The sequence below is a fragment of the Kangiella sp. M94 genome, from assembly GCF_054926195.1.
Window position 1 is genome coordinate 342,357 of sequence record NZ_CM142903.1, and the last position, 22,130, is coordinate 364,486.

18 protein-coding genes are annotated in these 22,130 nt (G+C 43.8%); 9 read left to right on the forward strand and 9 right to left on the reverse strand.

All coding sequences use genetic code 11. From position 1 onward, the window contains the following. Positions 1-388: 388 nt before the first annotated feature. From ACYTXU_RS01725 to tldD, 8 genes are all read left to right on the forward strand, one after another. On the forward strand, positions 389-1,432 hold the full coding sequence (locus ACYTXU_RS01725) for a rod shape-determining protein (RefSeq protein ID WP_462207887.1): 1,044 nt from the start codon (positions 389-391) through the stop codon (positions 1,430-1,432). 129 nt (positions 1,433-1,561) lie between these two features. Further along, complete coding sequence (gene mreC / locus ACYTXU_RS01730) at positions 1,562-2,368, forward strand: rod shape-determining protein MreC (RefSeq protein ID WP_462207889.1); 807 nt, start codon at positions 1,562-1,564, stop codon at positions 2,366-2,368. A 4-nt stretch (positions 2,369-2,372) separates the two neighbouring features. Beyond that, positions 2,373-2,870, forward strand: a complete 498-nt coding sequence (gene mreD / locus ACYTXU_RS01735; RefSeq protein ID WP_462207890.1) for a rod shape-determining protein MreD — start codon at positions 2,373-2,375, stop codon at positions 2,868-2,870. Between the two features lie 48 nt (positions 2,871-2,918). Then, positions 2,919-3,560 carry a Maf family protein gene (locus ACYTXU_RS01740; protein WP_462207892.1) on the forward strand — a complete coding sequence of 214 codons (642 nt, stop codon included), beginning with the start codon at positions 2,919-2,921 and terminating at the stop codon, positions 3,558-3,560. After that, complete coding sequence (rng, locus tag ACYTXU_RS01745; RefSeq protein ID WP_462207893.1) at positions 3,553-5,049, forward strand: ribonuclease G; 1,497 nt, start codon at positions 3,553-3,555, stop codon at positions 5,047-5,049. Before ACYTXU_RS01740 ends, rng begins: the two co-directional genes overlap by 8 nt. Positions 5,050-5,060: 11 nt before the next feature. Continuing rightward, positions 5,061-9,032, forward strand: coding sequence for a YhdP family protein (locus ACYTXU_RS01750; RefSeq protein WP_462207894.1), 3,972 nt, complete (start codon positions 5,061-5,063; stop codon positions 9,030-9,032). After that, a complete protein-coding gene (locus ACYTXU_RS01755; RefSeq protein WP_462207896.1) occupies positions 9,025-9,846 on the forward strand; it encodes a carbon-nitrogen hydrolase family protein in 822 nt (273 codons plus the stop codon). The genes ACYTXU_RS01750 and ACYTXU_RS01755 overlap by 8 nt, the downstream gene beginning before the upstream one ends. A 6-nt stretch (positions 9,847-9,852) precedes the next feature. Continuing rightward, positions 9,853-11,289: a metalloprotease TldD gene (gene tldD / locus ACYTXU_RS01760; protein ID WP_462207898.1), complete on the forward strand. Its 1,437-nt coding sequence runs from the start codon at positions 9,853-9,855 to the stop codon at positions 11,287-11,289. Between the two features lie 426 nt (positions 11,290-11,715). Here the strand turns inward: tldD and yjgA are convergent, their stop codons facing one another. Continuing rightward, on the reverse strand, positions 11,716-12,231 hold the full coding sequence (yjgA, locus tag ACYTXU_RS01765; RefSeq protein WP_462207899.1) for a ribosome biogenesis factor YjgA: 516 nt from the start codon (positions 12,229-12,231) through the stop codon (positions 11,716-11,718). Between the two features lie 51 nt (positions 12,232-12,282). Next, positions 12,283-14,391: a TonB-dependent receptor plug domain-containing protein gene (locus tag ACYTXU_RS01770; protein WP_462207900.1), complete on the reverse strand. Its 2,109-nt coding sequence runs from the start codon at positions 14,389-14,391 to the stop codon at positions 12,283-12,285. Positions 14,392-14,514: 123 nt separating this feature from the next. Here ACYTXU_RS01770 and pmbA point away from each other — a divergent pair, with 123 nt between their 5' ends. Beyond that, positions 14,515-15,879 (forward strand): metalloprotease PmbA, encoded by a 1,365-nt coding sequence (gene pmbA / locus ACYTXU_RS01775; protein WP_462207902.1) that lies wholly within the window; start codon positions 14,515-14,517, stop codon positions 15,877-15,879. Between the two features lie 34 nt (positions 15,880-15,913). Here pmbA and mgtE read toward each other — a convergent pair whose 3' ends face one another. The 7 genes from mgtE to ACYTXU_RS01810 all read right to left on the reverse strand — a co-directional run bounded on the left by mgtE (position 15,914) and on the right by ACYTXU_RS01810 (position 22,126). After that, the gene (mgtE, locus tag ACYTXU_RS01780) at positions 15,914-17,293 is read right to left on the reverse strand and encodes a magnesium transporter (protein WP_462207903.1); all 1,380 of its coding nucleotides are present in this window, start codon (positions 17,291-17,293) and stop codon (positions 15,914-15,916) included. 75 nt (positions 17,294-17,368) lie between these two features. Further along, positions 17,369-18,220 (reverse strand): RNase adapter RapZ, encoded by an 852-nt coding sequence (gene rapZ, locus ACYTXU_RS01785; RefSeq protein WP_462207905.1) that lies wholly within the window; start codon positions 18,218-18,220, stop codon positions 17,369-17,371. Then, the gene (locus tag ACYTXU_RS01790; RefSeq protein ID WP_462207906.1) at positions 18,217-18,738 is read right to left on the reverse strand and encodes a PTS sugar transporter subunit IIA; all 522 of its coding nucleotides are present in this window, start codon (positions 18,736-18,738) and stop codon (positions 18,217-18,219) included. The genes rapZ and ACYTXU_RS01790 overlap by 4 nt, the downstream gene beginning before the upstream one ends. A 3-nt stretch (positions 18,739-18,741) precedes the next feature. Next, complete coding sequence (gene hpf / locus ACYTXU_RS01795) at positions 18,742-19,029, reverse strand: ribosome hibernation promoting factor (RefSeq protein ID WP_462207907.1); 288 nt, start codon at positions 19,027-19,029, stop codon at positions 18,742-18,744. Positions 19,030-19,055: 26 nt separating this feature from the next. Beyond that, positions 19,056-20,561, reverse strand: coding sequence for an RNA polymerase factor sigma-54 (gene rpoN / locus ACYTXU_RS01800; protein WP_462207909.1), 1,506 nt, complete (start codon positions 20,559-20,561; stop codon positions 19,056-19,058). A gap of 126 nt (positions 20,562-20,687) precedes the next feature. Then, positions 20,688-21,413, reverse strand: coding sequence for an LPS export ABC transporter ATP-binding protein (lptB, locus tag ACYTXU_RS01805; protein ID WP_462207910.1), 726 nt, complete (start codon positions 21,411-21,413; stop codon positions 20,688-20,690). Next, the gene (locus ACYTXU_RS01810) at positions 21,410-22,126 is read right to left on the reverse strand and encodes an LptA/OstA family protein (RefSeq protein ID WP_462207911.1); all 717 of its coding nucleotides are present in this window, start codon (positions 22,124-22,126) and stop codon (positions 21,410-21,412) included. The genes lptB and ACYTXU_RS01810 overlap by 4 nt, the downstream gene beginning before the upstream one ends. Positions 22,127-22,130: the final 4 nt, after the last annotated feature.

Sequence of the window (22,130 nt, forward strand, 5' to 3'; positions counted from 1 at the left end):
GTTAAGGTTTGTCACTTGGTTCACCGCATTTGTACTCAAAGAACTAAAAACTCGACCAACAATGATAAAGAATATCGGTGCTGTGCTGTTGAACCAAACCCCTGGGAAAGTGTCCATGTATATGGGGATTTTATGCGCATTAGTATCATTCCAGCCAAAAGCCATTACCGCTTCACAAAAAATCAGTGAGCGATGGGTTTTTAGCTTGCTCACACAGGTCAGTATTGTTAGAGTAGCCCGATTGGGTAGAAAAGCATATAAGCCTTGCTATTACTGGCGTTTGAGCCAATTCGAATAGCAACGCTTGGCTCGAGTTTTGTGACTACAATAACCTGAGCCCGAATCCTATAATCATCCTTATTTTGAAATTAGCGAGAAATTTCCTTAGATGTTTAATAAATTACGTGGTTTATTTTCAACCGACCTGTCGATTGATTTGGGGACAGCCAACACTTTGATTTATGTTCGTGACCAGGGCATCGTTTTGAACGAGCCTTCAGTGGTTGCTATTCGTCAGGAACGTGCTGGCGGGGCAAAATCAATTGCGGCAGTAGGTGAAGCTGCTAAGCGCATGTTGGGTCGTACACCGGGCAATATAGTTGCTATCCGTCCTTTAAAAGATGGTGTGATTGCGGATTTTGAAGTGACAGAAAAAATGCTTCAGCATTTTATTCGTAAAGTTCACGACAACACCTTCTTCCGTCCAAGCCCTCGTGTTCTTATCTGTGTTCCCTGCGGTTCTACTCAGGTTGAGCGTCGTGCTATTAAAGAGTCAGCGATAGGTGCTGGTGCACGTGACGTATTCCTGATTGAAGAGCCGGTTGCAGCTGCGGTTGGTGCAGGTTTGCCAGTTGGTGAAGCGCGTGGTTCCATGGTCGTTGATATTGGTGGTGGTACTACCGAGATTGCGATCCTGTCGCTGAATGGCGTGGTTTATTCTGATTCGGTGCGTATTGGTGGTGACCGTTTTGATGAAGCTATCATCGAATACATTCGCCGCAATTATGGAACCATTATTGGTGAAGCAACTGCTGAGCGTATTAAACATGAAATTGGCACGGCTTATCCCGGTACGGAAGTTCGTGAATTAGATGTTCGCGGTCGAAACCTGGCCGAAGGCATTCCAAGAAGCTTTACGATTAACAGTAACGAAGTATTAGAGGCGCTACAAAATCCATTGCACGGCATTGTACGTGCAGTTAAAGCGGTATTGGAGCAATCACCTCCTGAGTTGGCAGCTGATATTTCTGAGCGTGGTATGGTATTAACCGGCGGTGGTGCCTTGATTCGCGATATCGATCGTTTATTGATGGAAGAAACCGGTTTGCCAGTGATTGTCGCTGAAGATCCATTGACCTGCGTTGCTCGTGGTGGTGGTAAAGTTCTTGAAACAATCGATGAGCATGGCGGCGATTTATTCTCATACGATTGATTTTTATAGAAATATTGACGAAAATCGGGCTCTTACAGGCCCGTTTTTTGTATCTGCTTCAGGAGTCCAGTTATTAAAAACCTATTTACACGGGGACCATCGTTAGTTTTACAGCTGATTATCACGCTGTTGCTTGCGTGCGTCCTGATGGTTCTGGACTACCGCTATGGTTATTTGACCAGTGCGCGAAAAGCGACTGCGACCTTTCTCTCCCCCTTGTATTATCTTGCTAATTTACCCAATGAAATTGCAGCATGGGCTGACAATAATATTGTTAGTCGTAATGACTTAATTGATGAAAACCGCCAGCTTAAAGATGAGGTTTTGATCTTAAAGGCACAAAATCAACGCTTGATTGGTCTTGAGTCTGAAAATGCTCGCTTACGTTCTTTGCTGGGGTCGTCGCGTTCCTTTCGTGGAAAACGTTTAATTGCCGAGGTCTTGAATATTGATAGCCAGCGTTTTTCAAACGAGCTGCTGTTAAATAAAGGTTCGGCGGATGATGTTTTTATGGGGCAGCCTGTGGTCGATTCGGATGGTGTCATGGGGCAGATTGTTGAAGTGTCTTTAACCACCAGTCGAATGATTCTTCTGAACGATCAAAAGCATGCCATTCCTGTTCGTAATGATCGCAATGGAGTTCGAGCTATCGCGCAAGGCGATGGGCAATTGTTATTCTTGCGGCATTTGCCCAATACCACCGATATTCGCGAAGGTGACTTATTATTGAGTTCAGGGCTGGGTGAAAAATTTCCTGATGGCTATCCGGTTGCTAAAGTGATTTCAGTGGTTAAGCAATCCGCTCAACCTTATGCACAGATAGTTGCTGAGCCAACGGCTAACATTAATACTTCCAACCATGTCTTGTTGTTATGGCCTTACGAGCCAGTGAATGATTCGGTTGATGAAGCCGAAGTAAAGTCATCGGAGAATTAGTGGTATGAAAACGATGAACAATCAAGCTAAGCATGGAACCTGGGTCATTATCCTGAGTCTCATCATTGGTATGATTCTGGATATTTTTCCTTTGCCAGAAAGTTGGCAATCTTTTAGGCCAAGTTTTACTTTTTTAGTTTTGGGCTACTGGGTCATTGCTTTACCTCATCGTATTGGCTTGCTTTGGGCTTTCATTACTGGCTTAGCACTTGATGCATTGCTTGGTACTACGCTGGGCCTGCACAGTTTTGCGTTGGCTTTTGTGACCTTTATTTTGCAACTTAATCACCAAAGACTCCGCTTATTCCCTTTATGGAAGCAGGCTCTGACACTGATACTTTTAAGCATTATTTATTTTGCCATAATCTTATGGTTGGCACGTCTTACCGGTAAGCCAGAAAGTGACAGCTGGTACTGGATGGCTACCATTACTAACGGCTTGCTATGGCCCTGGTTGTTTATTCTACTACGTGATATTCGTCGTTATTTCCATGTGGTATAAGCATGTGGTGTAAGCACCTAGTCTATGCAGTATTTTTAAGGAGGCTTGATGTTTGAACAAATCTATTTGGCTTCCGCTTCGCCACGGCGTAAGGAATTATTAGCCCAGCTCGGAGTATCCTTTATTCAGGTGGCTAACGATTTCGATGAGACTCCGTTAAACAGTGAATCGCCGGAAGACTATGTTACGAGGTTGGCGATTGGTAAAGCGCGTTCTGCTCAACCCTTTTGTGATCCTGATAAACCCCTGCCTATTCTAGGTGCTGATACTATTGTGGTATTGAATGGTCAATTTCTCGGCAAACCTACGGATCTGAACGAAGCAAAATCGATGCTCAAACAACTGTCGGGGCAAACTCACCAGGTTTATAGTGGAGTTAGTCTTTGTTGGCAGGAAAAAGAAATTTGCCAAGTGTCTAAAAGCGAAGTGACTTTCAGTCAATTAGACGAGCACACAATAGACGCTTATTGTGCGACTGAAGAACCGTTAGGCAAAGCCGGTTCATACGCGATTCAGGGCGTAGCTGGTAGCTTGGTAACTGGTATCAATGGTAGTTACAGCGGGATTGTTGGGTTACCATTGTATGAAACCAGAATTCTGTTAGAGCAGATGCAGATCAAGCATTTGCTCTCAGCTCGTCTTTCACCTCAGCTCTTACCTCAAGCAGGAGGTCGCCAAAATAATGCGTGATGAAATTTTAATTAATGTCACACCCCAGGAAACACGCGTTGCCTTGGTGGAAAATGGTGTGTTGCAGGAAGTGCATCTGGAGCGCATCAGTAACCGTGGTATTGTCGGAAATATTTATAAAGGAACGGTACGTCGTGTGATGCCAGGAATGCAGGCTGCTTTTGTCGATATCGGACATGAGCGTGCCGCTTTTTTGCATGTGGCTGACATTATTGCGATTAAGAGCGATGAGAATAAATTGGCTGTTGAAGGCTCGGAGCTTCTAGATAAACAGGAAGCGCATGAAGCGGATATTACAACTCTTCTTCGAGAAGGGCAGAAAATCATTGTCCAGGTCATTAAAGATCCTATCGGCAGTAAAGGTGCACGCTTAACCACTCATATCACTATACCCTCTCGCTTTCTGGTCCTGATGCCCGACAATCCGCATGTGGGTGTTTCGCAACGGATTGAAGATATCGATGAGCGCACTCGATTGAAAGACTTATTAGCCGATACTGATTTCGGTAGTGATACCGGATATATCATTCGTACTGCTGCCGAAGGGGCGAGCGATATTGAACTGGATCGTGATGTAAAGTTTCTGTCCAAGCTATGGGGTGGCATAAGCGAGAAATCCAAGACAGCTAAAGCACCACAACTGATCCATGAAGATTTAGCTCTGGAACTTCGGATCATGCGTGACATTATTGAAGATGATATAGAGCGTGTGCGGGTAGATAATCAGGAAAGCTACAAACGGATTTATGCTTTTATCATGGAGTTCCTGCCGGATATTAAAAACCGCATAGAACTTTATGATGGAGAACGTCCGATTTTTGATTTGTACAATATTGAAGAAGAAATTAAAAAAGCACTGGAACGAAAGGTACCATTAAAGTCAGGTGGCTACCTGATCATCGATCAAACGGAAGCGATGACGACCGTAGATGTGAATACCGGTGCTTTTATTGGCCATAAAAACTTAGAAGAAACGATTTTTAGAACCAACCTTGAAGCTGCAACAGCATTAGCGCGTCAACTTCGTTTACGTAACCTTGGCGGCATTATTATTGTTGATTTTATTGATATGCAGGATGAGGAGCACAAGCGGCAAGTTTTGCGCACCTTAGAGAAAATGGTTGAGCGCGATCATGTCAAAACTTCAATATCTGAAGTGTCTACTTTGGGGCTGGTTGAGATGACGCGTAAGCGCTCAAGGGAAAGTCTGGAGCGATTAATGTGTGAGCCCTGCCAGCAATGTAACGGTAGAGGCTTTGTCAAAACACCGGTTACCGTATGCTACGAAATTTTCCGCGAACTCAGTAGATCTGCGCGTGCCTATGATGCGCAAAAGTTTTTAGTGCTAGCAAATCAGGAAGTAGTTGACTGTTTATTGGACGAGGAAGCGAGTAGCTTGGCTGAGCTTGAAGTTGAAATTGATAAACCAATCCGTCTTCAGGTTGAAAGTTTATACTCGCCTGATCAGTTTGATGTAGTGTTAATGTAGACGAACTTTGAATGGCTAAAAACATCATTACGACAGTTCGAAAGTGGCTAACCAAATTGCTCTGGTTGGTTTCACTTGTGGTCATTGTTTTTGTGCTGTTAATCTCTGTCGTTAAGCTGATTCTACCTTACTGGCTCGATGACAAAGAAACCGTTGTTGAACTGGTTGAAGAGTATATTGGTGGTGAATTTGACTATGATGAACTGGTTGTAGACTGGACGCGATTTAGACCAACAGTTTATCTGGAAGAGATGAGATGGAAGAGTGACGACCATAGAATTGAGCTAATAAGTTCTCGTAATACCATTGAACTTAATTTATGGAAAAGTTTACTGGATGGTTATCTACAGACGGAATCGGTAGAGATTAATGGCGTTCAATTAAGCTACGCCATAAATGAATTTGAATCAGAAAATGAACCAGCATTTTCGATTGATTCTTTAAAGTTAGCATTAAGAATGCGTCCTGAAGTATTAGAGCAGCGTAAGATTTTAGTGCGAGACTTGACGCTAACTCTAAGACATCAGGGAAATAGCCGAACTCTTATCGCTCCCCTGATTCGTTTCGAAAAGTTAGGCAATGAGCGCCAGCTGATTGTGGATACTCGTAGCGAACTATTCTCCAGAGGGCGTTTCATCCTTGAGTCACAAGGCCAGCCATTGGCCGATAATAGCGAAATAGGTATTTATACCGCACTTGAAGATACCGATGTGAAGTCGCTTGCTCAGTTTCTAAACCTGGATCAGGAATTTCCCGTTGACTTAATCGATCTGAACTTGTGGTTAACTTATCACGGTGATGTGCCGGTAGCTGGCTATAGTCAGTTTATAGCGTCCGGTGATCAGTCCCGTATTGCAGAACTGAAGGGTGCGATTCGGTTTATCTCTGATGAAAAGAGTTTTCACTTATCAAGCGATCAGTTTCATTTAGTGGAAAGAAGAGCTGTAGAGTCAGAAGCGCCGGGTCCCATTCAAGAGTCGATTGAGCAAGAGCTAGTGGAACAAGAGTTCGTTGAAAAAGAGTTGGTTGAATTCAAAAGTGATTTTTTTGTGGATATGACAAAAAATGACTCTGTTGCCAACTGGACGATATCAGCGGATAACTTTCCAATAGGCTATTTAGTTACTTCAGTAAAACCTTTCTTAACAGCCGAGCATCTAGCAATTATCAATAGCATAGAGCCTGATGGTCACATTAATCAGTTTCAACTGATAGCAGAGCAAACGGAGCAGTCATTCAAGCCAGTAAAAGCCGATATTATTCTGAGTGACGTAAGCTTACGCGAGCACGAACAGATCCCGGGTATTGTTATTGATCATCTATCCATTAAAGATGAAGAGGGGAAGTGGAGGCTGAAGCTTGCAGCTAATAATACACAACTTGCGATGACTCAATGGTTAACGAACCCTGTTGAACTTGACTCGGTTTTATTTGATGGCCTGCTAACCTTTGATCAAACGAGGGTTATTCAAGTTGATGAGCTATTTGCTACTAATGCAGACTTCAAACTCAAAGCTGAAGGTTTGGTTGAGTTGTTCGAGACTGAACAGGGCGCTCTTGATGCTGAGGTTGCGATGTATGCCGAAGCTTCCGATATCAATATAGCTCAGCTTCACCAATACTGGCCAAGAAAGGGCATGAAGCAGAAAGCGCTTGAGTTTCTTGATATGAGTTTGGTTGGCGGTAAGGTTGACAAGGCTAAGCTCATTTTAAGAGGCGGACTGGAAGCTTTCCCTTATCAAAATGGAGATGGGCAGTTTTACGTTGAAGCCGATGTTAGTGATGCTATTTTTAAATTTGATCCAGACTGGCCACAAGCCGAACAGATTAATGCTAAAGCCATCTTTAGTAATGATGAAATGTTAATCACTTCCAACTCTGGAAATTTGTTGGGCACTACCGTCAATAAAGCGACAGCGACGATTGATTCTTTCAGCAACGAAATTTCGATGTTAGTGATCAATGTTGATGCAGTCGCTACCAATGAAAGTTATTTAGCATTGCATAATCAATCGCCATTAAAGGATGATCTTGGCGATGCAGTAACTGACTTTACGATTGATCGGTCGATTAATCCAACTCTCGAGATTACCGTTCCTTTAGGTAACGATGTTCCTGCCAGCGTTGTTGGTACTATTCCACTTAACGGTCACAAAATTGGATTGAAAGATTACCCGCTGGAGTTGAGCCGAGTTAAAGGCACCATGCATTTTACTGATGACGGGGCTTATTCACAAAACCTGCAAGGTCGCTTGTGGGGGAATGTGTTTGCTATTGATGTGAAAATTGATGACTTTACCGAGAACAACGACCTGGTCAAGTTAGATGCTGTATCGAACTTTTCTGTGGGAAAGGTTTTTGATGCAAATAATATTCAATCACCTCTAAGCATCACAGGTTCCAGCGAATTAGTGGTTCGTTATCGAGTAGATGAAGACACTAAGCAGTCGTTAATCGTGCGAACAGATTTAAAGGGCACCACAATCGCTGGCCCAGATTGGTTAAGCAAAAATGAGCAAGACATTGCTGATGTGTTAGTGACTTTATTTGAGTCTGAAGGGAATGTTCTATCCCGTGCCATTTATCGCAATACGATATCTTCACAACTGCAATTTAGTAGCAATAATCCAAACGATGTAAAGGGTGTCATAGCACTCGGTAATTTGGCAACAACCAAGATTCCATCACCAGATAACGGAGTGGCCATTCGTGGTGAATTTAATGAAATTAAAAGCTATGACTGGATTAATAGTTTGCAGTTTAAAAGTGGCGGATCCTTTGCCTGGCCACAATGGATCAATCATATCGACATAAAAACACCACAGTTAGATGTGGCAGGTCAAAAGTTGCACGATGTGCATCTGGTTGATGAATTGTTGGCAGGTCAATACCTACGCTTTAAAGTGACAGCACAAGAAGGTCAGGGCAGCCTGACTTTTTATGACGATGGTCGTAAGCATGTAGTGATAGATAAGTTGGATATTACATTAGAACCATTTAGTAAGTTATCTGACACAGATATTGATCTAGAAAAAGAGGCTTTATATAACTGGCAGCTGGAATGTGCTTCTTGTCGCATTAATGGTATTGATACGGGTGTCTTAACGCTGGTAACTCAGCAAACACCAGAAGGAGTAGCGTTACAAGGCGATAGTAAAATAGAGGGTTTACTGGCTGCGTACCTTGAAGGTAGCTGGATTGGTGATACGAGTAACATCAAGATAACGTTTAATTCGCCTAATGCGGGGCGTCTATTAGAGCGATGGGGTTATGGTGATGGTATTAAAGATACTCGTACAAACGGCAGTTTAAATCTAAGCTGGAGTGGTGGTTGGCATCAGTTTGAGTTGGTTAATAGCAATGGAAACTTGACTGTGGATACTGGCCAGGGAGTGGTCAGGGAACTCAGTGATCGACAAGCTCGGGTGTTTAGTTTGTTCTCACTACAAAGTTTGCGTCGCCGCCTGTCGTTGGATTTCAGAGATTTGTTTGAGGACGGTTTCTTTTATGACACGATCAATGGCCGCTTCACTATTAAAGAAGGAGTCGTGACCAGTGAGAGAGTATCCATCAATGGCGCAACGGCAGATGTGACCATTACTGGGTATACTAATCTGGTGAATGAGACCGTTGATCAGAATGTAGTGGTGATTCCTAAGCTAGGGTCTAGCTTGCCAGTATTAGCAGGATGGGCCATTGAACCAACTACCGGCTTGATCATGCTGCTTATTAATAAAATTTTTGAGCCTGTTTTGGATGTAGTGGTAAGGATCGAATATAAGATTAAGGGTGATTTGGCGAATCCGGAAGTAATAGAACTCGATAAAAAATCGAAAGAGATTGTTGTTCCTGATGAAGAAGTTCTAGACGAAATAGAGGATAAACCAATTCGGGAAACCGACTTGATAGAAGAGCAAGAAAGCACAGAAGAAGATGAGCAAGGTGAAGTAAACGAACAGCTGGAGGATGATGGAAATGAATAAACGATTAGTTGTCGGCTTAGTGCAAATGACTTCATCCAGTTGTATCGAGGATAACCTTCGCAAAGCACAAGGCTTGCTCAAACAAGCGGCAGACCAAGGTGCCCAAGTAATTGTTCTACCAGAAAGCTTTGCCCTAATGGAAAAATATAACGGACAGAAACTTGATTATCTTGAACAAGATGGTCAAGGTAAGATTCAAGACTGGATGTCTGCAATGGCAAAAGAGTTGGGAGTGCTACTGGTTGGTGGCACCATTGCTATTGAGTCTGATGTAGAAAAAAGGCCGTACGCCCGTTGCTATATTTATAATGAGGAAGGATTAAAACTGACGCATTATGACAAGATCCACATGTTTGATGTGTCGGTTAAAGACGGCGAAAGCTATTTAGAGTCAGCCAATACACTAGCGGGAACTGAGCCCGTTGTTTTTGAGTGGAATGATGTGATCTTTGGTTGTTCTGTTTGTTATGACTTGCGCTTCCCGGAATTGTATCGCTTGTATCAGTCCTCTAATGTTGAGGTGATATTGGCACCATCTGCTTTTACTTTAGCAACGGGTAAGGTTCACTGGAAACTATTATTGCAGGCACGCGCTGTAGAAAACTTGGCCTTTATTGTGGCTCCGAATCAAACCGGTACTCATGATAATCAACGTAAGACCTTTGGTCATAGTATGGTGGTCGATCCCTGGGGCGAGGTTATTGGTGAGTTAGATGATCGTGAAGGTGTTCTTCTGAGCGAGTTAAAGATTGATAAAATCTCACAAATAAAAGCGAAATTTCCTGTACATCAACACCGCAAATTAATGAGTTAAAACTGAATGAACATATTATTAGAGAAAGTTGAGCGTAATTTATTCGAAGAATCCGATCTCAACTTGGACAGGCTCCAGGATGCTATTGGGAAATTACAGCGCTACGATATTGACTACTCAGATATTTTTATTCAGGAAGTACAGCATCAGTACTGGCAATTAGAAGATGGCATAGTCAAAGATGCGAGTTTTAATTTGAATAAAGGACTCGGTGTGCGTGCTATTGAGGGCGAAAAAACCAGTTTTGCCTATGCTAACCAGTTGCAATTGCAGGCGCTTGATAATGCGATCAGCGCAGCCTCCAGTATGAGCCGATCTGGTCAGGCAAAAAGTATTGCATTTGAGCATGTTGCCGCTAAGCAGTTGTATACCAGCAGTCCGGTTTTATTTGAAATTGAACAACAGCAAAAGATCGAATTGTTGAGAAGAGTTGATGCCTACGCAAGACAGCTTGATGAAAAGGTTCAGCAGGTTATCGTTAGCTTATCAGCGGTTGATGAACAAATGATGGTGATCGCAAGTGATGGAGCTATTGCTGCTGACATACGTCCGATGATTCGTTTAAACGTTTCAGTTATCGTCGAACATCAGGGTCGTCGCGAACGGGGTAGCGCAGGTTTGGGTGGACGTTACGATTGGCATGAATTAATGCAGGCCGATCTTGATGGACTGGCTAAAACGGCCGTCACACAAGCATTGATCAACCTGCAGGCGATTGATGCGCCAGCGGGTATGATGCCGGTGGTTCTAGGTAGTGGTTGGCCAGGGGTTCTATTGCATGAGGCTGTTGGTCACGGGCTGGAAGGTGATTTTAACCGAAAGGGTTCATCCGCTTATGCCAATAAAATTGGTCAACAAGTCGCGTCCAGTTTATGCACGGTTATTGATGACGGTACTTTACCTAATCACCGAGGCTCTTTGAGCGTAGATGATGAAGGAACGCTCAGTCAGTCTAACGTGCTCATCGAAAAAGGTATTCTTAAAGGTTACATGCAAGACAAGCAAAATGCTCGCTTAATGGGTCAAAACCCAACGGGAAATGGACGTCGAGAGTCTTATGCACACTTGCCGATGCCACGTATGACCAACACTTACATGGTTTCTGGAGAATCCGATCCTGAAGAGATCATTCGCAGTGTTAAGAAAGGCATTTATGCCCCCAATTTTGCAGGAGGGCAAGTCGACATAACCTCGGGCAATTTTGTTTTCAGCGCTAGCGAGGCATATTTGATTGAAGATGGAAAAATTACCGCGCCTATAAAGGGAGCGACTTTAACGGGTAATGGTCCGGAAGTCTTAAAGCGGGTTAGTATGGTTGGCAACGATAGTTCACTTGACCCAGGTATTGGAGTTTGCGGTAAAGATGGGCAAAGTGTTCCCGTCTGCGTTGGGCAGCCAACGTTGAAAGTTGATCAAATGACGGTAGGTGGAACTCAGGCTTGATGTTTAGTTTATAATGCTTTTAAAAGCATCGATGCGTTATCACTCATAATATGAAATAGACCTTATAAGAGGGTTATACTGCTTATGGATAGTGCCAATAATTCCCCTTATATTGAGCTAAGGCACGTACAAAATATAGCAATCAAAATCGTGGATGATTTTGATAAGAATTTTCAGCACATGGATGTGATGTAAATTCTGGTGCGTTAAATATTTTGGGAGTGGCGCGGGGAGCCTCGCGTAGCGAGGCCTCAATATCGGGGTGTCGTTTCTTTTGGTTTCTTTTCTTTGGACAAGCAAAGAAAAGAAACTCGCTGAGTAGCGAAAAAGTAGCTAAGGAAGACTGAAAGGTATTAGTTTTGCAAGATATATTTGGTCTGGGAAAATGCTTTTAAAACCACATCGAAGAATATTTCCTGAAAAATATTATCCCTCTTCACTAAACTGCATATTGTCGCGTAGGTATCGAAACAACTCGCGTTGGAATTTAGGAGCTTTATTGAGCTCCTTTTCTTTTTTCGCATTGCGCACCATTTGTCGTAACTGCTGGCGGTCAAGGCTTGGCTCAAGTTGTAATAACTCAAATGTTGCTGTGTCACCTTCAGCCATCAATCGGTCACGCCATTGTTCAAGCAGGTGTTGCTTGCGGACTTCAAGCTGGTGATATTGATCAGCAATTGCAAGCTCTTCTCTAATACCATCAAGGTCCTCATCACGTAAGATCTTGCCAATGTATTTTATCTGGCGCTTTTTCCCAGTGTGGTGATTGATTTTTTGACCTTCTTTTATTGCTTTCAAGCAGTTTTCGGACAAAGGGAGTTTAGCTAACAGTGATGCAGGAATTTCTAACAGATGCTCGCCAAGCTCGGTGATTTCGAGTAGTTCTTTTTTAACCTGGCTTTTGGACTTTTCAGTAGAGTCTTGCTGGTCTTGAGGTGTCATATCGTTATGTCATCGAGTGATTGGTTTGTTTAGCGGTTGCTTGGTGCCATTTTAAAATTGCAAACTTGCTTTGACGAAAACAATGTTTTTGGAGTCCCAAATTGTGCTGCTATCAAAGAAGGAGTCTTCGTTGATATTGTGCTGTAATACCAGGGATAAGGAAAGCTCTTTATCGTCAATTGGCCAACGATGACTGATTCGTGCATCTAATCGTTTAAAGTCTGCCCGGTTATCCATGTCCTGTAAGTAGTAAGCGGTACTGAACTCAAGCTGTTCAGTTAAGTTTTGCTGATACATCAAAGCTAAAGTTTGCTTAGGAGTAATATGACGAAGATCGCGACCTTTCTGCATTTCCAGTTCAAGGTAACTGTAACTGAACCATAGTCTGCTATCAGCTGTCAGCCGATAATCCAATTGTAAATCAACCCCTTTGGTCTGGAAGTCATTGGCATTACGAGGGTCATAACCCTCAAGTCCAAATAAGCCGTCGATAGTGTGGCTTAAATCATCATAGAACAGCTTCATGTCAAAGTTAAAATCGCTACCCAGACGATAATACCAGCCGATTTCTCGAGATAAAATAGTTTCAGACTTGAGGTTACCCATTGATTGTGGAGTTTGATAAAAGGTGGCGAAACTATCTGTGCCATTGACGGGAGTGGTCAGGTTGCGAACCGTATAACGGCGATGGCCAGATTGCTCATAAAAATCAGGGTAGCGGGTGCCTTTAGCAAGGATAAAGCGCCAGGAGGAGCGTGAGTTGGCAAGGTAGTTCAAAGCAATTCGTGGAGAAAATTCGCCACCGACAAACTTATCGTGCTCATACATACTGCCTAGATTCAGTAAGGCGTTGTCAGTGAAGCGCCATTCCATATTGGCAAAGACCCGATAAATGTCGTTAGTTAATTTTTGCTCAAAGAATGATTCTCCCTGAATAGTGTCACGACGAGAGCTAAAGCCTGAAACCAGACGTAACTCCTGACCAAAGGTGTAGGTATCCTGTAGTTCTACTTCCCACTTGCTTTCATCGAAATTCTGATTGGCTATACCGCAAGTTTGGCTACTGCCAAGCTCCAGAAAGCGTGCGTAAACTTGTTGCGTGAGTAGGGCTGCTTCGGGACTATCTGGAGTCGGAGCGGGGGTGCCGTTGGAGAGGGCACTGATTAACTGCTCAGTGTAAGTAGGGTCATAATCGTAAAGTGAGCCCAGTTCATTGGTTAAAAATATTGCCGGAGGGCAAGTTTGCCACTCTTCTTCTATCGAATCCTGACTGAAATGTGCATTAATTTTGATTTCGTGGTCTGTCGACAGTTGGCGATCCCAGATTAATTGGGCAAAGCCGTCATCTGTAGTTTTGGTGTGATAGGGATTGACTTGATACACATCAAGCAAGTCTTGCTGTTCATCTGCCTGGCTATAGCCAAAAATAAATCGCCACTGCTCATCATGCGTGGGGGTAAAAACCATATCACCCCTAAAATAATCCGTTTTATGGTCATCATGACGCTCACTGCCATTACGCTGTAAATCAAAGCCATCATCACTGTGGTGACCAACGGTTACGCGGTAACTAAAATCTTCTGACTGCTTGGCGATACGTAAAGAGCCGTCTGCAATCCCTTTATTGCCAATGGTTGCAGTGGCTTTGTGGCTTGCGATATCCGATGGGTGTCGACTAATGATGTTAATAATGCCCAAAAATGAGTTGGCGCCATATACTGCGGTATTCGGGCCGCGAACCACTTCAATTCTTTCTACATCGTCGAGGGACAGTGTCAAACTTCCCCATAACACGCGAGACAGACCGGGCTTAAAAACTGAGCGACCGTCAACCAACACCTGCAAGCGACGAGAAAAATCCGTATGTAAGCCATGAATACTGACTTCTGGGGTGTTGCCGCTGACGTATCCGACATTCATGCCCGGAACCAGGCGTAACACCTCGGCTATATTGCGCGCGCCAGACGATTCGATCAGCTCACGGTCAATGATGGTAACGGATGCAGGAGTTTCAGACTGAGGTTGTTTTAATCGAGTTGCAGACAGAACCGTAGGCAGTTCGTCATCGAACAAGTCGGTGCTTTGGGGCGTTTCATCTGCATAGCTGTTGGACGTCAACAGTAATGCTGTGATTGTCACTAGCAACTTCGAAAAGGTCATGATTTATTCTTAAATAAAACCAGTTCTCATTCTTTACAATCTAATAGGTTAAGTCAAGTTTTGTCCTTGTCCAACAAACACTTATAATGGCTGTTCTTTTCGACTCTAGATTGGGAGCGCCGTGTGGTAGCTGACAAACACTTAACTTTAAGCCAAATCGCAGAGCAACAGGCTGCAACTGAGCAGCAATTACGTTTGATGGTGCAAATTGCACTTCAGCAAGCTGCTGAAGCCGGAGCAGAGCAGTCCGAAATCTGGTGCTATAACACTGTGGGTAATAGTATTGAAGTGCGGCAGGGAGAGCTTGAGACTCTTGAGTTTAATCAGGACAGTCATTTTGGCATCAATGTGTATTTTGATCAGCGCAAGGGGACAGTTTCGATTAATGACCTGACAGAAGCTGCAGTACATAAAGGTGTGCAGGCAGCTTGTGAGATTGCCAGTTTTACGGAGCCTGATCCGTATTCGGGGCTTGTCGATAAGGCATTGATGGCAACGGAATCTAAAGATTTGCAACTGGATCACCCCAATGAGCTGACAATTCCGCAAATGGTTGAATCTGCCAGGCAGTGCGAAGCTGCAGCTTTAGCGGATGCCCGGATTAAGCAATCAGAAGGGGCTTCCAGTTACAGCCATCGTTCGGTGTCTTTATACGCGAATAGTCATGGCTTCATCGGTACCAATCATACTACCCGATTCAGCTTGTCCAATTCGGTTATTGCCGAAACGGATAATGGCATGATTCGAGATGGTTATTACACTATTGGTCGCGATGTGGACGATTTATTAGCATCAGAAACCGTTGGTGAGAAGGCAGCGAATCGCGTTATCAGTAAGCTAAAGCAAGGGAAGATGCCTTCGGGTAATTACCCCGTTATTTTTACAGCAGAACTGGCACGAGGATTGTGGTCACACATGCTGTCGGCCTTAAAAGGGGCGGCTTTATATCAAAGAGCCTCTTTTTTACTGGATAAAAAGGATCAGCTGATTCTCCCCGAATTTGTTCAGATAGAAGAAGATCCGTTCATACTCAAGGGGTTTGGTAGCGGTAATTATGACAGCGATGGGGTCGCCACCAAAAGGCGTGATATTGTGGTAGACGGGGTGTTGAAAGATTACTTCCTGAGCGGTTACTCGGCACGTCGCTTAGGGCTGCAGACTACCGGTAACGCGGGTGGTATTCATAATATTATAGTTAAATCATCGGATATCTCTCTGCAAGATATGATGCAGCAGTTAGGGTCTGGATTGTTACTAACCGAAGTGATGGGGCAAGGGGTTAATACGGTAACCGGCAATTATTCTCGAGGCGCCAGTGGCTTCTGGTTTGAAAATGGCGAGATTCAATTTTTTGCTCAAGAATTAACGATTGCCGGAAACCTGGAACAGATGCTTAAAAATATCGTTGCGATCTCTAATGATGTGGATAAGCGCTCAAGTATCTTGACTGGTTCGGTTGCGATAAAAGAAATGATGGTGGCAAACTAACTAACCTGGGCAGTGAGTTGCTAATTAAGGGATTTTAGGCAAAGAACAGCGTTGCTAAACCAAGCAGTGCAAAGAAGCCGGCAACGTCAGTCACGGTGGTTAGTACCACACCACCGGCTATCGCTGGGTCAATGTTGATTTTCTTAAGGAATAGCGGCAATACAGCGCCGCTGACAACCCCTGTGACCAGGTTGAACAGCATGGCGCCACCGATGGTGATAGCTAAGTGAAAGTGGTTGACGCCAGATACTTTATAATAGGAATAACCATAAACTAACGCGGCTATAACTAACGCCCACAAAACACCGTTAATAATACTGACGGCCAACTCTTTCTTGAGCAGGTAGCCTTTGTTACCTTCGCCAATATGTCCTAGCGACATACCGCGAATGACTAGTGTCAGAGTCTGGGTTCCAGCAATGCCTCCCATGCTGGGAACGATCGGCAGGAGCACTGCTAATAACGTCACTTGAGCAATAGTTTTTTCAAATAAACCAATAACCAGTGCAGCTAGAATGACTGTCAGTAAATTGATACCTAACCAGATGGCACGTTTTTTGGCGGTTGCAGCAATTTTACCAAAAGTGTCTTCAAGCTCATCCAGACCGGCCATTGACATCAGTGAGTGATCGGCTTCTTCGCGGATAACGTCAACTACGTCATCAATGGTGATACGACCTAATAAGCGGCCGTTTTCATCCAGTACTGGTGCAGATACCAAGTCGTGACGTTCGAAAATTTGGGCGACTTCAGTCTCAGGCATATCTACTGGAATGGTAAAAGTTTCCTGATCGACGATCTGGGTAATGGGCGTATCGGGGTCGCAGGTCAGTATAGAACTGATAGGCACCGAGCCGATTAAAACATCACGCGAATCCACTACGTACAGGTGGTCAGTGTTAGGTGGCATGTTGCCGCGAATTCTTAAATATCGAAGTACCACTTCCACCGACACTCGAGGACGGATCATGATGGTATCGATATTCATCAGACCACCAGCAGAGTCTTCCGGATAGGAGAGAGCGTGCTCAATCTGGGCCCGATTTTGCTCGTCGAGTAAACGAAGAACCTGATTACTGACGTTCTTCGAAAGATCGCCCAGAATATCTACGACATCATCGGTATCCAGGTCGGCCAGCGCATTGGCCAATTCCTGTGGTTGCATTTGCTCGATAAAGGACTGGCGGATTTCATCGTTGAGATGCTGTAAAACATCACCTTCACGCTCTTTATCCAGCAATTGCCAGATGACATTACGAACGCGAGGTGGTGTGGATTCAAGGAGGTGAGCAATATCTGCTGAGCGAAGTTCTTCCAGCAGGTTTCTAACCGGGATAAGATGCCCGCTGTCCAGCGCATTATTTAAGAGCTGAAGCTGTTCCTGACGTGTTTGTGTTGCTTGTGTCTCCGCCATAGGTGCATCTTACTGGTTGATTTTGTTGGTATTCTAACGCAGAACTACCATTGCTGGCTATGACACTGTGTGAATTTACAGTTTTTTATCGAGCTGCCGGTGTTCGATTGAAATATTGGGATAGAGCGGTTTAAGAGCATTAGCCAGTGTTTCCACCATATAAACTGAGCGATGGCGTCCTCCGGTGCAGCCAATAGCACAGGTGAAGTAACTGCGGTCCTGTTTGCTGAACTCAGGGATCCAGGTTGAAAAGAATACTTTTAGTTGCCAGGTGTATTCCATGACCAGGGAGCTTTGCTCAAGAAACTGCTGAATTGGCTGGTCAGTACCGCTAAAGTCTCTAAGCTCAGGATCCCAATAAGGGTTGGGGAGACAGCGCACATCGAATACAAAATCGGCATCTTTGGGAGCTCCATGCTTAAAACCGAACGATATCAGCCGGATATCCATCGATTGGCCTTTATCGCTGCTTACCCTCTCACGTAAGCGCTCACGTAATTCGTGTGGAGACAATTCGGAGGTGTTAACCACCAAATCAGCAGAAGCACGAACCGGTTCCAGGAGCTTCTTTTCTTCTTTAATGGCATCGCGCAGGGAAAGTCCACGACTGGTTAACGGGTGGCGGCGACGTGTTTCACTAAAACGTTTAAGCAGAGTGCTTTCATCCGCATCTAGAAATAAGGTTTTAGCTTGTGGTGCTTCTTTTTTTATTCGGCTGATTTCTTCTGAGAAGTGTTCAAGATCATGGCGGTTGCGAGCATCAACACCAATGGCAATATCTTCATTGCGCAGTATATGATCATTAATGACGTTCAAGGTCAAACTCAAAGGAAGATTATCAATACAATAATAACCCATATCTTCGAGCGCTTTGAGTGCGACTGACTTGCCTGAACCTGAGCGACCACTGACTATCAATAATTTCATGTGCTAACTTCTTTCTCAGTTTTCTTGTCTCTAGCTTTGATTTTATCTTGTGCTTTCTCGTGTTGAGTCAGAGCTGCTTCAATTATGTCATACAATGCCTGGTTATTGTGAGCATGACGAATTTGTGCGCAGACTTTCTTGTCTTTTAAGGTCTCAATTAATCCATCTAGGCCCTTGAGCTCCTGAAAATCAAATTCTGTTGGAACTATTAAAGCGAAAATGATATCAATTGGTTCCTCGTCGGGAGCATCAAAATCAATCGATTGGTCAAGGGTAACAAAAGCAGCCACTGGTTTCTCGCAATTATCAAGCCGGCCATGTGGCAAGGCAACACCATTACCAATTGCTGTAGTGCCCAGTTGTTCTCGAGCAACTAGAGCTTTTAATAACAGGAATGGTTCATAGTGTGTATTGTGTTCAGCCAAAAGGTTAGCTATAAACTGTAACGCTTTTTTCCGGCTTGTGGCTTGTGCCCCGAGCACGCAAAGCTCGGGGACAATAACATCTTCAATGTGCATAAGTTAGTGACGAGTCATCTTTTCCTTATGTTTTATCACTTGTCTGTCTAGTTTATCAATCAATAAATCAATCGCGGCATACATATCCTCTGATTCACTGTTTGCAAAAATCTCCCCACCGTTGACATTAAGGGTTGCTTCGGCAATCTGACGAACTTTTTCAACGCTAAGCGTGACGTAAACATTATTAATATGATCAAAATGGCGTTCGAGTTTAGCAAACTTTTCGTTAACGAAATCTTTCAACGCATCAGTGATTTCAAGGTGACGACCAGTTAGATTGATTTGCATAATACGTATTCCTTCTATCGAATAGTTTAAGAATTTGTGAATGTCTTGCGTCGATTGGCAGTCGGGATATTCAATGCTTCGCGATATTTTGAAACTGTGCGACGAGCAATTGTAATACCATCCTTCTGGAGTAATTTAGCAAGTTTAATATCACTCAAAGGGTTGCGGGAAGGTTCCGCGTTAACAAACTGCTTAATTTTGTTTTTAATAGCCGTGGATGACCATTCACCTCCTTGGGTTGATGGAATTGCGTTTGAAAAAAAGTACTTTAATTCATAAATACCTTTAGGGGACTGCATATATTTGTCACTGCAGGCGCGAGAAATGGTTGACTCATGTAAGTTAAGCGCTTCAGCCAGATCTTTTAATCGCATAGGTCTTAGTGCTGACTCGCCTTGTTCAAAAAAGTTCTGCTGATGATTAACAATCCAGTCAGCGACACGTTTCAAAGTATCGTTACGCGCTTCAAGACTCTGTATCAGCCTGCGAGCCCGCTGGAAATGTTCATTCAGGTATTGTTGGTCGGCAGGTTTTTGGGAACTGCGCAAAGTCTCAGCATATTGATGATTAATATCAAGCTGAGGAATGCTTTGTCCGGCCAGTTGAGCCTGCCACTTATCATTCAGCTTATAAATGATAATGTCAGGGCGAATGTATTCTGTTGTCTCGCCTATGTACTGGTAATTTGGCTGGCTACGTAAGTGCCGGATAAGATCCAGGGCATCGTCGAGTTCTTGCTGGGTTAATGAGAGGCGATGCATTAAGTCACTATAGTGATGCTTGCATAGCTTATCAAAGTGATATTTGATGAGCTTACTGGCAAGTTGGATTTTAGCGTTTAATGGATCGGATACAGTGTTTTGTGAGGTGTTTTGCTGCATAGCAACCAGTTGTAGCAGTAAAAATTCTGGCAGGTCTTTGCTTGCACAACCAAATGGCTCCAGTTGTTGCACCTGATGGATGATGCTATAGACATCCTCGGTTTTGACCGAGTGGCTAAAGTCTCGCTCAATTTGTTCAGCAATTTCATCGGCTGAGGCCTTTAAGAAACCTGAATCATCAATGTTTTCAATAATGTAATACGCTATTTCCATATCCACTTTACTCAATGGCGACATCTGAATCTGCCATTCGAGATGTTCGCGTAATCCCACGCGATCCTGCATCAGGTTTTCCAGAGGGGAGTTAGCTATTGTAGATGTGTCGTGTGGGTATGAGGCTTGATCCGGGTCAAGGTTTTGATGACTTAATTGATTTGTCTGAGACTGACTAAAGGTGTTACGGCTATTGCTTTCAGAATAAGAGTTCTCAGATTTAGAGTTTTGGATTTTATCGTTAACTGAGTCAAGGCGACTGACGCTACTTTCCTGATAACTGTCATCCAATAAAGTGAGCAGTGGATTGCTGTCTAGTTGATACTGGATCTCTTGTTGCAAAGCCATTTGTGAAAGTTGTAACAGCTTTATGGACTGTTGTAACTGAGGGTTCAGTTTGAGTTGCTGGCTAAGGTTTAACTGGAGAGTTAGATTCATTGAAATAGAGTTACCAATCTTTGCCTTTTTATATTTCCATTAACTACAAATTACTCCTAGTGAAGGAGGGTTGCAAGGGCTTATTAATGTTCTTGGGATCGGTAAACGTAATTTCAAGAGCTTAGCTTACATTTTGAAATGCTCGCCTAAATAACGCTTTTTCACCAGTTCATTGGCCAATACTTCGGCGGGTGTTCCTGATGCGATAATGTTGCCTGAGTCGACGATATAAGCTTGCTCACAGACGTCGAGTGTTTCTCTTACGTTGTGGTCTGTAATTAATACGCCGATACCACGTTCTTTCAGTTGTCTGATAATCGTTTTAATGTCCAGAACCGAAATCGGATCAACCCCTGCGAAAGGCTCATCCAGTAAAATAAATTTGGGATCATTGGCTAATGCTCTGGCGATTTCAACACGACGGCGTTCACCGCCGGATAAACTCATGCCATGACTCAGGCGTATGTGCTCAATATGAAACTCAGACAAGAGCTGATCGAGCTTTTCTTCGCGCTGCTTATTATTAAGATCATTGCGCAACTGAAGAATGGCCATGATGTTGTCTTCGACGGATAACTTGCGGAAAATCGAAGCTTCTTGCGGCAAGTATCCTATCCCTTTTTTAGCACGGGTGTGCATAGGGTCGCTAGTGATGTTGTCGTCACCTAAGAAAATTTGTCCGCCATCGGACGGAACCAGACCAACGATCATATAAAATGACGTTGTTTTACCTGCACCATTGGGGCCCAGCAAGCCGACAATTTGCCCTTGACTGACTTCCAGCGACACATTTTCGACCACTTTGCGGTCTTTGTAACTTTTGGCGAGACGGCGGGCTTGTAGCGAAATCATTGCTGCTTCTCTTGTTCGGACTGTTCGGTATCATCGGCAGTTTGTTGTGAATTCTTTTCTTCTGCCTGTCCATCCTGTGCCCAGAAGAATTCGGTTTCAACTCTTTGTTCACCAGAATCACTTTTACCCGCTGATATCACTTTGCTGGTTCCATCGTAGGTTAAAAAGGCAGCTGTCATATTTGAATCACCTTGCTGCAGTTTAACGTTACCAACCAGTTCGGTCTGCTTCTCTCTGCCGTTTGAACGAAGCTGATCCGCGGTGGCGTAAATAGCTGGCTGGTTAGGTTGCTCTATTCTAAACTCCGTCGGAGTCCCGCTCAACACGAAGCCAAAACCTTCGGTAGTGCCTTGGTTAGCATTAAGCTGCTGACCTAACAAAGTTAAGGTATCAATACCGGATGACTGCACAATTTTTATATCCCCACTGGCTGATAGTTCGCCACTTTGTTGGCGATAAATAATTTGGGGAGCATCAATCTCGGTAGTTTCACCGGTTTCATCCACATAGTGAATTTTTACAGGGTTACCCAGCGCAGTAATGGTGCCGGCATTTTCACCCTGCTTGGTTAACGAGTCGGCATGAATCGTCATGTTGCCATGTTCATAAATCACGTTATCGCGATAAACAATAATATTCTTTTGTACGTCAAGGTTCGATTTATCTGAACGCAACCGTGACTTTTCCAGAGTCGCAGCCTGGACAAGTGACATGGCT

Excerpts from the sequence above, each read along its gene's own strand:
- ACYTXU_RS01725 (WP_462207887.1), top strand. The coding sequence starts at position 389 with ATGTTTAATAAATTACGTGGTTTATTTTCAACCGACCTGTCGATTGAT.
- ACYTXU_RS01750 (WP_462207894.1), top strand. The coding sequence starts at position 5,061 with ATGGCTAAAAACATCATTACGACAGTTCGAAAGTGGCTAACCAAATTG.
- tldD (WP_462207898.1), top strand. The coding sequence starts at position 9,853 with ATGAACATATTATTAGAGAAAGTTGAGCGTAATTTATTCGAAGAATCC.
- yjgA (WP_462207899.1), bottom strand. The coding sequence starts at position 12,231 with ATGACACCTCAAGACCAGCAAGACTCTACTGAAAAGTCCAAAAGCCAG.
- rapZ (WP_462207905.1), bottom strand. The coding sequence starts at position 18,220 with ATGAAATTATTGATAGTCAGTGGTCGCTCAGGTTCAGGCAAGTCAGTC.
- rng (WP_462207893.1), top strand. The coding sequence starts at position 3,553 with ATGCGTGATGAAATTTTAATTAATGTCACACCCCAGGAAACACGCGTT.
- hpf (WP_462207907.1), bottom strand. The coding sequence starts at position 19,029 with ATGCAAATCAATCTAACTGGTCGTCACCTTGAAATCACTGATGCGTTG.
- rpoN (WP_462207909.1), bottom strand. The coding sequence starts at position 20,561 with ATGAATCTAACTCTCCAGTTAAACCTTAGCCAGCAACTCAAACTGAAC.
- ACYTXU_RS01740 (WP_462207892.1), top strand. The coding sequence starts at position 2,919 with ATGTTTGAACAAATCTATTTGGCTTCCGCTTCGCCACGGCGTAAGGAA.
- ACYTXU_RS01755 (WP_462207896.1), top strand. The coding sequence starts at position 9,025 with ATGAATAAACGATTAGTTGTCGGCTTAGTGCAAATGACTTCATCCAGT.
- ACYTXU_RS01790 (WP_462207906.1), bottom strand. The coding sequence starts at position 18,738 with ATGCACATTGAAGATGTTATTGTCCCCGAGCTTTGCGTGCTCGGGGCA.
- lptB (WP_462207910.1), bottom strand. The coding sequence starts at position 21,413 with ATGATTTCGCTACAAGCCCGCCGTCTCGCCAAAAGTTACAAAGACCGC.
- ACYTXU_RS01810 (WP_462207911.1), bottom strand. The coding sequence starts at position 22,126 with ATGTCACTTGTCCAGGCTGCGACTCTGGAAAAGTCACGGTTGCGTTCA.
- mreD (WP_462207890.1), top strand. The coding sequence starts at position 2,373 with ATGAAAACGATGAACAATCAAGCTAAGCATGGAACCTGGGTCATTATC.
- mgtE (WP_462207903.1), bottom strand. The coding sequence starts at position 17,293 with ATGGCGGAGACACAAGCAACACAAACACGTCAGGAACAGCTTCAGCTC.
- ACYTXU_RS01770 (WP_462207900.1), bottom strand. The coding sequence starts at position 14,391 with ATGACCTTTTCGAAGTTGCTAGTGACAATCACAGCATTACTGTTGACG.